This window comes from Pseudomonas sp. 32A (assembly GCF_052682255.1).
Genome location: NZ_JBQYLY010000001.1, coordinates 564,459 through 577,201, shown reverse-complemented (window position 1 = coordinate 577,201; position 12,743 = coordinate 564,459). Strand labels below are relative to the sequence as shown.

Sequence of the window (12,743 nt, the reverse complement as noted above, 5' to 3'; positions counted from 1 at the left end):
CAAATTTTTAAAGAACGATCTAATCAAAGACTAGAAATCAACATTCACCATCATAACAATGGAATGCTCATTTCTAAGCTTTCATAACGTAGAAGCAGTAGTGGTGGAGCCAAACGGGATCGAACCGTTGACCTCCTGCGTGCAAGGCAGGCGCTCTCCCAGCTGAGCTATGGCCCCGTATTTCTACAGGCGTTTCCCACACAAAATTGGTGGGTCTGGGCAGATTCGAACTGCCGACCTCACCCTTATCAGGGGTGCGCTCTAACCAACTGAGCTACAGACCCAATTTCGGGCTGCTTCTTATCGTCTTCTTCAATGAATCAAGCAATTCGTGTGGGAACTTATGGAGCAGCTGATGTCGTCGATTAAGGAGGTGATCCAGCCGCAGGTTCCCCTACGGCTACCTTGTTACGACTTCACCCCAGTCATGAATCACACCGTGGTAACCGTCCTCCCGAAGGTTAGACTAGCTACTTCTGGTGCAACCCACTCCCATGGTGTGACGGGCGGTGTGTACAAGGCCCGGGAACGTATTCACCGCGACATTCTGATTCGCGATTACTAGCGATTCCGACTTCACGCAGTCGAGTTGCAGACTGCGATCCGGACTACGATCGGTTTTCTGGGATTAGCTCCACCTCGCGGCTTGGCAACCCTCTGTACCGACCATTGTAGCACGTGTGTAGCCCAGGCCGTAAGGGCCATGATGACTTGACGTCATCCCCACCTTCCTCCGGTTTGTCACCGGCAGTCTCCTTAGAGTGCCCACCATAACGTGCTGGTAACTAAGGACAAGGGTTGCGCTCGTTACGGGACTTAACCCAACATCTCACGACACGAGCTGACGACAGCCATGCAGCACCTGTCTCAATGTTCCCGAAGGCACCAATCTATCTCTAGAAAGTTCATTGGATGTCAAGGCCTGGTAAGGTTCTTCGCGTTGCTTCGAATTAAACCACATGCTCCACCGCTTGTGCGGGCCCCCGTCAATTCATTTGAGTTTTAACCTTGCGGCCGTACTCCCCAGGCGGTCAACTTAATGCGTTAGCTGCGCCACTAAGAGCTCAAGGCTCCCAACGGCTAGTTGACATCGTTTACGGCGTGGACTACCAGGGTATCTAATCCTGTTTGCTCCCCACGCTTTCGCACCTCAGTGTCAGTATCAGTCCAGGTGGTCGCCTTCGCCACTGGTGTTCCTTCCTATATCTACGCATTTCACCGCTACACAGGAAATTCCACCACCCTCTACCATACTCTAGCTCGTCAGTTTTGAATGCAGTTCCCAGGTTGAGCCCGGGGATTTCACATCCAACTTAACGAACCACCTACGCGCGCTTTACGCCCAGTAATTCCGATTAACGCTTGCACCCTCTGTATTACCGCGGCTGCTGGCACAGAGTTAGCCGGTGCTTATTCTGTCGGTAACGTCAAAACAGCAAAGTATTAATTTACTGCCCTTCCTCCCAACTTAAAGTGCTTTACAATCCGAAGACCTTCTTCACACACGCGGCATGGCTGGATCAGGCTTTCGCCCATTGTCCAATATTCCCCACTGCTGCCTCCCGTAGGAGTCTGGACCGTGTCTCAGTTCCAGTGTGACTGATCATCCTCTCAGACCAGTTACGGATCGTCGCCTTGGTGAGCCATTACCCCACCAACTAGCTAATCCGACCTAGGCTCATCTGATAGCGCAAGGCCCGAAGGTCCCCTGCTTTCTCCCGTAGGACGTATGCGGTATTAGCGTCCGTTTCCGAACGTTATCCCCCACTACCAGGCAGATTCCTAGGCATTACTCACCCGTCCGCCGCTCTCAAGAGAAGCAAGCTTCTCTCTACCGCTCGACTTGCATGTGTTAGGCCTGCCGCCAGCGTTCAATCTGAGCCATGATCAAACTCTTCAGTTCAAACATCTTTGGGTTTTTAAGAAACCCTAAACTTGGCTCAGCAATCGTTGGTTACATCTTTGATTTCTCGCGGAGTAACTTGTGATGCTGATAATCTTGTTGACTACCAGCCTGACTCCACAAGCACCCACACGAATTGCTTGATTCAGTTGTTAAAGAGCGGTTGGTTAAGATCTTTCGCCTCAACCGAGGCGCGCATTCTACAGCAGCCCCTGTTGCTGTCAAGCGGTTTTTTTAAGAAGTTTTCAAAGTTTCCTTTGTAACTTCAACCACTTGCGCTTCCGATCTCTCGTTAGCGGGAGGCGAATTCTACAGCGTTACACGCTGCTGTCAACACCTCTTTTTCTCCGCTTTCGACCGAGGAGATCGAACCGTTAATAGGGCCAGAACACTGCCTTACTAACTCCTTCTGGGCTTCGATGATCTGAAGCAGCTCGCTGTCGAAACCTACATAACCCTTTGTTTACCAAGGAGTTTTCCGTTTCGACTGCGCCGGAAGTGGGGCGAATTATAGACTTCCAGAATCTGCCGTCAACACCTTTTTTCACAATACTGTCATATCGGTCAAAAAAGCCCTGAAAAGCACAGGCCGGCCCCAAGGGGCCGGCCTTCTACTGACCGAACTTACAAGCTAGGAAAGGCAAACTGCGACGCCTCATGACTGGCCCGCTGCGGCCAGCGCTGGGTAATCGCCTTGCGACGGGTGTAGAAACGCACCCCATCCGGCCCATAAGCATGCAAGTCGCCAAACAGCGAACGCTTCCAGCCACCAAAGCTGTGATACGCCACCGGCACCGGCAACGGCACGTTGACGCCAACCATGCCCACTTCGATCTCGTCACAGAACAACCGCGCCGCTTCACCGTCACGGGTGAAGATGCAAGTACCGTTGCCATACTCATGATCATTGATCAGTTGCATAGCCGCTTCCAGACTGCTCACCCGAACCACGCACAGCACCGGCCCGAAGATCTCTTCTTTATAGATGCGCATCTCTGGGGTCACGCGATCGAACAAGCTACCACCCAGGAAGAAACCTTCTTCATGGCCTGCAACACTCAACCCACGACCGTCGACCACCAACTCCGCGCCTGAAGCCACACCGTCTTCTATATAGCCACTGACTTTATCCCGCGCCTGGCCAGTCACCAGCGGCCCCATGTCCAATCCACACGTGGTGCCCGCACCAATCTTCAGCGCCTTGACCTGCGGTACCAACTTGGCAATCAACGCATCCGCTACCTGGTCGCCGACACACACCGCAACAGAGATCGCCATGCAACGCTCACCGCACGAACCATACGCCGCGCCCATCAAGGCGCTTACCGCGTTATCCAGGTCCGCATCCGGCATCAGCACCGCATGGTTCTTCGCCCCGCCCAACGCCTGCACACGCTTGCCGCGCTTGGTCGCTTCCGAATAGATGTACTCGGCAATCGGCGTCGAACCCACAAAGCTCAACGCTTTGACTTCCGGCGCTTCGATCAGCGCATCCACCGCGCCTTTGTCGCCGTGCACCACACTCAGCACACCTTTAGGCAAGCCCGCTTCCTGCAACAGTTGCGCAATCAGCAGCGTCGAGCTTGGATCACGTTCCGACGGCTTGAGGATGAAGCAGTTACCGCAGACGATCGCCAGCGGGTACATCCACAACGGCACCATCGCCGGGAAGTTGAACGGCGTGATACCGGCCACCACACCCAACGGCTGGAAGTCAGACCATGCGTCAATGTTCGGGCCAACGTTACGGCTGTACTCACCCTTGAGGATCTCCGGCGCAGAGCACGCATACTCAACGTTCTCGATCCCGCGCTTCAGTTCGCCCGCCGCATCTTCCAGGGTCTTGCCGTGCTCTTCGCTGATCATTTGGGAGATCCGCGCTTCGTTCTGCTCCAGCAATTGCTTGAAACGGAACATCACCTGGGCACGCTTGGCCGGTGGCGTATTGCGCCAGGCCGGGAAGGCCGCCTTGGCCGAGTCGATGGCGCTTTGAATGGTTTCGCGGCTGGCCAACGGCACCTGGTGAATCACCTGGCCAGTCGACGGGTTATACACGTCAGCCGTGCGACCGTTCTCGGTCACCAGTTGGCCGTTGATCAAATGCTGGATGAGGCTCATGCAGGGCTCCTGAAAAGTTGTTCTATATAGAAGGAGAAATCAGTCGATCTTGTTCAGCACTTCGCCGACCGCATCGAACAAGCGATCCAGGTCCTGCGGCTTGCTGTTGAAGGTTGGCCCGAACTGCAAGGTGTCGCCGCCAAAGCGCACGTAGAAGCCGGCTTTCCACAAAGCCATGCCGGCTTCGAACGGACGCACAATCGCATCACCGTCACGCGGGGCAATCTGGATCGCCCCGGCCAGGCCGTAGTTACGAATGTCGATCACGTTCTTGCTGCCCTTCAGGCCGTGCAGCGCATTCTCGAAATGCGGTGCGACTTCGGCCACGCTCTGCACCAGGTTTTCCTTCTGCAGCAGGTCGAGTGCCGCCAGGCCGGCCGCGCAAGCCACCGGGTGAGCCGAGTAGGTGTAGCCGTGTGGGAATTCCACCGCGTACTCAGGCGTCGCCTGATTCATGAACGTCTGATAAATCTCGGTGCTGGCAATCACCGCGCCCATCGGGATCGCGCCGTTGGTGACTTGCTTGGCAATGCACATCAGGTCCGGGGTCACACCGAAACTGTCGGCACCAAACATAGAACCGGTACGACCGAAGCCGGTGATCACTTCGTCGAAGACCAACAGGATGTTGTGTTGATCGCAGATCTCACGCAGACGCTTCAGGTAACCCTGTGGTGGAACCAGCACACCAGCAGAGCCTGCCATCGGCTCAACAAACACTGCGGCGATGTTCGACGCATCGTGCAACTCGATCAGCTTGAGCAGCTCATCCGCCAAGGCAATACCGCCCTGCTCCGGCATACCACGAGAGAACGCATTGCTCGCCAACAGGGTGTGAGGCAGATGGTCAACATCCATCATCGCCTGACCAAAGATCTTACGGTTGCCGTTGACGCCGCCCAGGCTGGTACCGGCGATGTTCACACCGTGATAACCACGGGCACGGCCGATCATCTTGGTCTTGGTCGCCTGGCCCTTCAGGCGCCAGTACGCACGCACCATCTTCACGGCGGTATCAGCACACTCGGAACCGGAGTCGGTGAAGAACACGTGGTTCAGGTTACCCGGGGTCAGGTCGGTAATCTTTTCTGCCAGCTGGAAGGACAACGGATGACCGTATTGGAAGCCCGGCGAGTAGTCCAGCGTACCCAGCTGCTTGGAGACCGCTTCCTGGATTTCCTTGCGAGTGTGCCCGGCGCCGCAGGTCCACAGACCCGACAACGAGTCATACACCTTGCGCCCCTTGTCATCGGTCAACCAGCTGCCTTCGGCCGCCACGATCAGGCGCGGGTCACGATGGAAGTTACGGTTGGCGGTGTACGGCATCCAGTGCGCGTCCAGCTTCAGTTGGCTGGCCAGGGTGGACGGAGCGTTTTCGGGCATGTTCATGAGCAAAACCTCGCAAGGCGAAAGGCAGCGTAGGGATTTGAAAAGCGTTGTTGCAGCTAAATTGCCACGGGGATAAAGTCGGTGAAATCCAACTCTTCTAACCTTCAGTCAGGCCTTCACTAAACTATGAGCAGCCGTCGACCCGACCCTCTGGCCCAAGTCAGCGACTTCGATATCCGCCTGTTGCGCATCTTTCGCAGCGTGGTGGAGTGCGGTGGCTTCTCGGCGGCGGAAACCGTTCTGGGGATTGGTCGCTCGGCCATCAGCCAGCAAATGAGTGATCTTGAGCAACGCCTCGGCCTACGCCTGTGCCAACGCGGGCGCGCAGGTTTTTCCCTGACCGAGGAAGGGCGCGAGGTGTACCAGTCGGCGTTGCAGCTGCTCAGCGCCCTGGAAAGTTTCCGCACCGAGGTCAACGGCCTGCACCAACACTTGCGTGGCGAACTGATCATCGGCCTGACCGACAATCTGGTCACCCTACCCCACATGCGCATCACCCACGCGTTGGCACAGCTGAAGGAGCGCGGCCCGGACGTACAGATCCAGATCCGCATGATCGCCCCCAATGAAGTAGAACAAGGTGTGCTCGACGGCCGCCTGCACGTCGGCGTAGTCCCCCAGGCCAGCGCCCTGTCGGGGCTTGAATACCAGCCGCTGTACAGCGAACGCTCGCTGCTCTACTGCGCAGTCGGCCACCCGCTGTTTTACGCCGACGACAAGCAACTGGACGACGACCGCATCAACAGCCAGGACGCCATCGCCCCGACCTTCCGCCTGCCCGCCGATATCCAGGCGCACTACCAGGCACTCAACTGCACCGCCAGCGCCTCGGACCGCGAGGGCATGGCCTTCCTGATCCTGACCGGCCGCTACATCGGCTACCTGCCCGACCACTACGCCAGCCTGTGGGTACAACAAGGCCGACTGCGTGCGCTGAAACCGGCTACACGTTTTTACGATTTGAGCCTCGCTTCGGTCACGCGTAAGGGCCGCCGCCCTCATTTGGTGCTGGAAAGTTTTCTCGAAAGTCTGGCCGCAACGCGCTAACACGGGCCTTACAGAAAAACCTGAGCAACTGGACAGCTTTTTGCAAGGCAAGGGGATCTCGAACCATCAGCCATGAGCTCCCCACCATGCCGCCAGAATCCGAAAACCCCAGCGACCTGATCTACGGCCTCAACGATCGGCCCAAACCTTTGCCTGCATTGCTTGCCGCGTTGCAGCATGTATTGGCCGCGTTTGTCGGCATCATTACTCCACCGCTGATCATCGGTTCCACCCTCGGTCTCACCGCCCACCTGCCCTACCTGATCAGCATGGCGTTGATGGTTTCCGGTGTAGGCACATTCATCCAGGCGCGTAGGCCGTTTGGCATTGGTGCCGGGATGATTTGCCTGCAGGGCACCAGCTTCGCGTTTCTCGGCGCCGTATTGTCGGCCGGGTTTCTGGTCAAGCAACGCGGCGGCAGCCCGGAAGACATCCTGGCGATGATCTTTGGCGTGTGCTTCTTCGGTGCAGCCGTGCAGGTGGTGTTGAGCCGCTTTATCGGCCAACTGAGAAGAGTGATCACGCCCTTGGTCACCGGCATCGTCATCACGCTGATTGGCATCAGCCTGATCAAGGTCGGCATCACCGACTTGGGCGGTGGCTTCAACGCCCCGGACTTCGGCGCCCCGACCAACCTGGCACTCGGTGTGTTCGTGGTAATGACCATCATCCTGCTCAACCGCTCGAACACCCCATGGGTTCGCCTCAGCGCCATCATCATCGGCCTGGCATTGGGCAGCCTCGCCGCCTGGTTCAGCGGCAAACTGGTGCCCCAAGCCCTGCCTGACTTGCCGTTGATCAGCCTGCCCACACCGTTCCATTTCGGTTTCAACTTCGACTGGAGCGCTTTCCTGCCGGTGGCGCTGATTTATCTGATCAGCACCATCGAAACCGTCGGCGACCTTACCGCCAATTGCATGATCGCCCGCCAACCCATCAGCGGCCCTTCCTATATAAGCCGGCTCAAGGGCGGCGTGCTGGGGGACGGCATCAGTTGCATGATCGCCGCCACCTTCAGCGCCTTTCCCAACACGACCTTCGCCCAAAACAACGGGGTGATCCAACTGACGGGCGTCGCCAGCCGTTACGTTGGCCTGTACATCGGCGTGGTGCTGTTTTGCCTCGGGCTGTTTCCGCTGATTGGCGCGGTGCTGCAACAAATTCCCAAGCCGGTACTCGGTGGGGCAACCCTGGTGATGTTCGGCAGCGTCGCCGCCGCCGGCGTGCGCATCCTCGCCCAGGCCCCGCTGGACCGGCGCAGCATGCTGATCATCGCCACCTCGTTCGGCGTCGGCCTGGGAATCGCGGCCCAACCGAACCTGCTGCACCTGATGCCAACGCTGGTGCAGAACCTGTTCGACTCCGCCATCACCAGCGGCGGTCTGACCGCCATTGTGTTGTGCCTGTTACTGCCCGAACCCAAGGCCACCCCGGATGCCGCAAACCGGGCCCTGGAAAGCGACACTCTGGAGCCGCTTTGACGGTTTTATCGTATCGGGACTTGTCTGGGGCTTGAGGGTGGGTTATCTGTGCACACGTCGTATTCATCGATCTGCACGGAAACCTCCATGAGCCTCGAAGTTCCTGCCCACAGCAACCACGCCGGAAAACCTGCAAGCCGCATTCGGCAAAAGAACGAACAAGCGATTTTGCAGGCTGCCGAAGACGAGTTCGCCCGTCATGGCTACAAAGGCACCAGCATGAACACCATCGCGGCGAGTGCCGGGTTGCCGAAAGCCAACTTGCACTACTACTTCACCAACAAGCTGGGCCTGTACATTGCCGTACTCAGCAACATCCTCGAACTCTGGGACAGCACCTTCAACACCCTGACCGCCGAGGATGACCCCGCCGCAGCGCTGACCCGCTACATCCGCACCAAGATGGAATTCTCCCGCCGCCAGCCACAAGCCTCGCGGATCTTTGCGATGGAGATCATCAGTGGCGGCGAATGCCTGACCGAATATTTCAGCCAGGACTACCGCGCCTGGTTCAGCGGCCGTGCGGCGGTATTCCAGGCCTGGATCGACGCCGGCAAGATGGACCCCATCGACCCCGTGCACTTGATCTTCCTGCTGTGGGGCAGCACCCAGCACTACGCCGACTTTGCCACGCAAATCTGCCGCGTGACCGGGCGTACCAAGCTGACCAAGCAGGACATGGAAGAAGCTGGCACCAACCTTATCCACATCATTCTCAAAGGCTGTGGCATCAAGCCGGCCCTCTAAACGAAGTTACCCATGCCTTTCACGCTTACCGGCTTTTGCGAGTTTCGAGAAGAAATTCGCAAAAGCCGCTTCATTACCCTCGCCGCCCCCATCAGCAGCCCCAAGGACGCCCAGGCCTTCATCGACCAGCACAGCGACCTGAATGCCACGCACAACTGCTGGGCGTGGAAACTGGGGGATCAATACCGCAGTAACGATGATGGCGAGCCCGGCGGCACGGCCGGGCGCCCGATCCTGGCCGCGATTGAAGCGCAGGACTGCGACCAGGTCGTGGTGCTGGTGATCCGCTGGTACGGCGGCATCCAGCTGGGCACCGGCGGCCTGGCCCGGGCCTATGGCGGCGGCGCCAACAAGTGCCTGCAAGCGGCCGAACGCGTCGAGCTGATCAAACGTGTGCCACTGAGTTGCTCCTGTGGTTTTGCCGAGCTGCAGTTGGTGAAACTGCGAGTGGCCGAACTGGACGGGCTGGTGATGGAAGAAACCTTCACCGCCAATGGCGTCGACCTGCAACTGGCCCTCGGCGAAGCGCATATCGACACCTTGCAAACCCAGCTCGCCGACCTGAGCCGCGGGCGCATTCTACTGGAGCGCTGAAACTGCCCACATCTGCTGTGCACCCGCCTGTGGATAACCTGAGCACACTCGCCTGTAACCCTTCTGTCACAAGGGTTTCAGGCAGTTGTTCAGTTTTTGCTCAGCCCGCCACACTAAAGTATTAATCCGGCTCAAAAACAGTCAGTTAGGCGGGTTATGTCCTTTAGAACAAAGGGCTGCAGCGCTTATATCCACCGATCACGCTTGCGCACAATTACTGTGGAGCAACCTGTGGATAACCCGTGCAAGAGTGAGCCGGCGGCAGAGCCCACAACGCCCCGGCATAACTGAGCATTTTTTGATCAACTTGCCGCCCTGCGCACCGGCATCAACTGCGCCACCGCCCACAGCACTTCAAACACCACGACAATCACCAGCACTAAACTTGCGCCGTGGGCCAGCGCGTAAATCTGCCAAGTGGCAAATAACACCCGGCCGGCCGCGTCATAACGGCCAAATATCGCTTGCGGGTCGCGGATTCGCAGTACCGACCACACGCACACGATCGAGCCCATCAGGTTGGCCATCAACATATGCACAGGCGCGAACGGCGGCAGTTCGCCGGGCAGATTCAACGCCACCAAGGCGTTGTGCAGCAGAACAAAGGTCCAGGGGGTGACCAGCGCCGCGGTGACGATCAAGTCGTACCAGCCGCTGGCCCGAACCAGTTGACGGTATTGATGTGCAGTCCACATAGCAGCAAGCTCCTTCAATTCAAGAAGCCAGCACGCTAAAGCCTGGAGTATGCTCCAGGGTCAAGCCCCTTCGAGCCCTCTGCATGCGTATCGGCGAATTAGCCCAGGCCAGCCAGGTCAGCCGCGACACCCTGCGCTTCTACGAACAACGCGGGTTGATTGCCGCGCAACGCAGTGCCAACGGTTACCGTGACTATCCCGCCGACATGGTGCAGTTGGTGCTGTACATCAAGACCGCCCAGCGCCTGGGCTTCAGCCTGGGTGAAATCGGCAACAGCGTCGGCGCACTATGGCAAGCTCCAGACCCCGACAGCGCCGTGACCCAACTGCTGCAAGACAAGCTCAGCCTGATCGAAACCCGCATCGCCGAACTCGACCAACTGCGCCAGGAGTTGCAGCAAAGGCTCGGCCAGCGTTGTCCACTGAACCCGTGAACCTCCATCGTCAAAGGAAGCCATTCATGTCCACTTCAAAAACCGCACTGATTATCGGCGCCTCCCGGGGCCTGGGCCTTGGCCTGGCCAAGCAACTGCTGGCGGACGGCTGGGACGTGACCGCCACCGTACGCGATCCGCAAAAGGCCGATGCCTTGAAAGCCCTGGGCCCGGTGCAGATCGAAAAGCTCGACATGGATGACCAACAGGCCGTGATCGCCCTGAGCCAGCGCCTCAAGGAAAAAACCTTCGACCTGCTGTTCGTCAACGCCGGCGTCAAAGGCCCGGCCAATCAGGAACCGGGCCACGCCACCCTGGCAGAAGTCGGCCAACTGTTCTTCACCAACGCCGTGGCGCCGATCAACCTGGCCCAGCGTTTTGTCGGGCAGATCCGCCCGGATACCGGCGTGCTGGCCTTCATGAGCTCGATCCTCGGCAGCGTGACCATCCCCGACGGCTCGGACCTGGCCCTGTACAAAGCCAGCAAGGCCGCCCTCAACTCCATGACTAACAGTTTCGTTACCCAGTTGGGCGACCAGAAACTGACCGTACTGTCGTTGCACCCGGGCTGGGTGAAAACCGACATGGGCGGCGAAAACGCACACATCGATGTGCCTACCAGCGTGCGCGGCCTGATCGATCAGGTGAATGCCTACAGCGGCAAGGGCGGCCATCACTTTGTGGACTACAAAGGCGACACCATCGCCTGGTAAACAACCCGGGATCGTTATCGGCCGATTGCCGTCGATAACGATCCACACGTAAACTGCGCACCTCGCCCTTCCCGGCGACCCTGGATCAGCAGACAGGGCAACACTGAGCTGGCAAACCTGAACCCATCATTCAGAGGAGCCGGCCAATGCCTGCGACCCGTATCTGGTTAAAAAACCCCCTCGCGATTTTCACTGCCAATGGCCTCGACGCCCGTGGCGGCCTGGTGCTGCAAGACGGTGTGATCACCGAAGTGCTGGGCTGGGGCCAAGAACCCGCAGTGCCCTGTGGACAAGTATTTGATGCCCGCGAGCATGTTGTCCTTCCTGGACTCATCAACACCCATCATCACTTTTATCAAACCCTGACCCGCGCCTGGGCGCCGGTGGTGAACCAGCCGCTCTTTCCCTGGTTGAAAACCCTGTACCCGGTCTGGGCCCGACTCACCCCGGAAAAACTCGCCCTGGCGAGCAAAGTGGCCCTGGCTGAATTGCTGCTCTCAGGCTGCACCACAGCGGCAGACCATCACTACCTGTTCCCGGAGGGCCTGGAACATGCGATCGACGTACAAGTCGACAGCGTGCGCGAACTGGGCATGCGCGCCATGCTCACCCGCGGTTCCATGAGCCTGGGTGAAGCGGACGGCGGGCTGCCACCGCAGCAAACCGTGCAACAGGGCGAAGTGATTCTGGAAGACAGCCGCCGTCTGATCCGCCAGTACCACGAGCGCGGCGACGGCGCGCAAATCCAGATCGCCCTGGCGCCCTGCTCACCGTTTTCCGTCACCCCAGAAATCATGGAAGCCAGCGCCGAACTGGCCAACACCCTCGACGTGCGCCTGCACACCCACCTGGCAGAAACCCTCGACGAAGAAGACTTCTGCCTGCAGCGTTTCGGCTTGCGCACTGTGGATTACCTCGACAGCGTCGGCTGGCTCGGCCCGCGCACGTGGCTGGCCCATGGGATTCACTTCAACCCGGAAGAAATCGCGCGCCTCGGTGCGGCCGGAACGGGGATCTGCCATTGCCCGAGCTCCAATATGCGCCTGGCATCGGGGATTTGCCCCACCCTCGACCTGCTCGCCGCCGGCGCACCGATTGGCCTGGGCGTGGACGGTTCGGCGTCCAATGATGCGTCGAACATGATCCTGGAAACGCGCCAGGCCCTGTACATCCAGCGCCTGCGTTACGGGGCAGAGAAGATCACCCCGGAGCTGGTGCTGGGTTGGGCGACGAAAGGCTCGGCACAGTTACTCGGCCGCAGCGATATCGGCGAACTGGCCGTAGGCAAACAGGCTGACCTGGCGTTGTTCAAACTGGATGAGCTGCGCTTTTCCGGCAGCCACGATCCAATCTCCGCACTGCTGCTGTGCGGCGCCGACCGCGCGGATCGGGTGATGGTCGGCGGCAAATGGCGGGTGATCGACGGGCAGGTTGAGGGCCTTGATTTGAAAGGTTTGATTGCCGATCACAGCCAGGCGGCGCGCGCGCTGATCAGCGGGATCTAAGCCAAGCACAGATCAAATGTGGGAGCCGGGCTTGCCCGCGATGCAGGCGCCTCGGTCTTTCAGTTGCACCGAGGTGATGCTATCGCAGGCAAGCCAGCTCCCACATTTGATCAGAGG

10 protein-coding genes, 2 tRNA genes and 1 rRNA gene are annotated in these 12,743 nt (G+C 58.8%); 7 read left to right on the top strand and 6 right to left on the bottom strand.

What is annotated here, in order from left to right:
• Window positions 1-101 precede the first annotated feature (101 nt).
• From ACUN0G_RS02530 to ACUN0G_RS02510, 5 genes are all read right to left on the bottom strand, one after another.
• Window positions 102-177: transfer RNA gene (locus ACUN0G_RS02530), tRNA-Ala, on the bottom strand.
• Window positions 178-207: 30 nt separating this feature from the next.
• A tRNA-Ile gene (locus ACUN0G_RS02525) sits at window positions 208-284 on the bottom strand.
• Between the two features lie 82 nt (window positions 285-366).
• Window positions 367-1,903: ribosomal RNA gene (locus ACUN0G_RS02520) — 16S ribosomal RNA — on the bottom strand.
• A 624-nt stretch (window positions 1,904-2,527) separates the two neighbouring features.
• The gene (locus ACUN0G_RS02515; protein WP_445572617.1) at window positions 2,528-4,021 is read right to left on the bottom strand and encodes a CoA-acylating methylmalonate-semialdehyde dehydrogenase; all 1,494 of its coding nucleotides are present in this window, start codon (window positions 4,019-4,021) and stop codon (window positions 2,528-2,530) included.
• Between the two features lie 39 nt (window positions 4,022-4,060).
• Window positions 4,061-5,410, bottom strand: a complete 1,350-nt coding sequence (locus ACUN0G_RS02510) for an aspartate aminotransferase family protein (RefSeq protein WP_445572616.1) — start codon at window positions 5,408-5,410, stop codon at window positions 4,061-4,063.
• 126 nt (window positions 5,411-5,536) lie between these two features.
• On the opposite strand from ACUN0G_RS02510, the gene ACUN0G_RS02505 reads away from it, so the two are divergent.
• The 4 genes from ACUN0G_RS02505 (at window position 5,537) to ACUN0G_RS02490 (ending at window position 9,279) form a co-directional block, all read left to right on the top strand.
• Entirely contained in the window at window positions 5,537-6,457 is a 921-nt protein-coding gene (locus ACUN0G_RS02505; protein ID WP_258343567.1) for a LysR family transcriptional regulator, read from the top strand.
• Between the two features lie 86 nt (window positions 6,458-6,543).
• Window positions 6,544-7,938 (top strand): uracil-xanthine permease family protein, encoded by a 1,395-nt coding sequence (locus ACUN0G_RS02500; RefSeq protein ID WP_445572615.1) that lies wholly within the window; start codon window positions 6,544-6,546, stop codon window positions 7,936-7,938.
• A gap of 87 nt (window positions 7,939-8,025) precedes the next feature.
• Entirely contained in the window at window positions 8,026-8,685 is a 660-nt protein-coding gene (locus tag ACUN0G_RS02495) for a TetR/AcrR family transcriptional regulator (protein ID WP_258343565.1), read from the top strand.
• A gap of 12 nt (window positions 8,686-8,697) precedes the next feature.
• Complete coding sequence (locus ACUN0G_RS02490; RefSeq protein WP_445572614.1) at window positions 8,698-9,279, top strand: IMPACT family protein; 582 nt, start codon at window positions 8,698-8,700, stop codon at window positions 9,277-9,279.
• 302 nt (window positions 9,280-9,581) lie between these two features.
• On the opposite strand, the gene ACUN0G_RS02485 is transcribed toward ACUN0G_RS02490, so the two are convergent.
• Window positions 9,582-9,974 carry a hypothetical protein gene (locus tag ACUN0G_RS02485; RefSeq protein WP_421552395.1) on the bottom strand — a complete coding sequence of 131 codons (393 nt, stop codon included), beginning with the start codon at window positions 9,972-9,974 and terminating at the stop codon, window positions 9,582-9,584.
• An 83-nt stretch (window positions 9,975-10,057) separates the two neighbouring features.
• Between ACUN0G_RS02485 and ACUN0G_RS02480 the strand changes: the two genes are divergently transcribed.
• The 3 genes from ACUN0G_RS02480 (at window position 10,058) to ACUN0G_RS02470 (ending at window position 12,626) form a co-directional block, all read left to right on the top strand.
• Entirely contained in the window at window positions 10,058-10,408 is a 351-nt protein-coding gene (locus ACUN0G_RS02480; RefSeq protein WP_258343562.1) for a MerR family transcriptional regulator, read from the top strand.
• A 26-nt stretch (window positions 10,409-10,434) separates the two neighbouring features.
• Window positions 10,435-11,121, top strand: coding sequence for an SDR family oxidoreductase (locus tag ACUN0G_RS02475; protein ID WP_445572613.1), 687 nt, complete (start codon window positions 10,435-10,437; stop codon window positions 11,119-11,121).
• Between the two features lie 146 nt (window positions 11,122-11,267).
• Complete coding sequence (locus ACUN0G_RS02470; RefSeq protein WP_445572612.1) at window positions 11,268-12,626, top strand: 8-oxoguanine deaminase; 1,359 nt, start codon at window positions 11,268-11,270, stop codon at window positions 12,624-12,626.
• The last annotated feature ends 117 nt before the right edge of the window (window positions 12,627-12,743 follow it).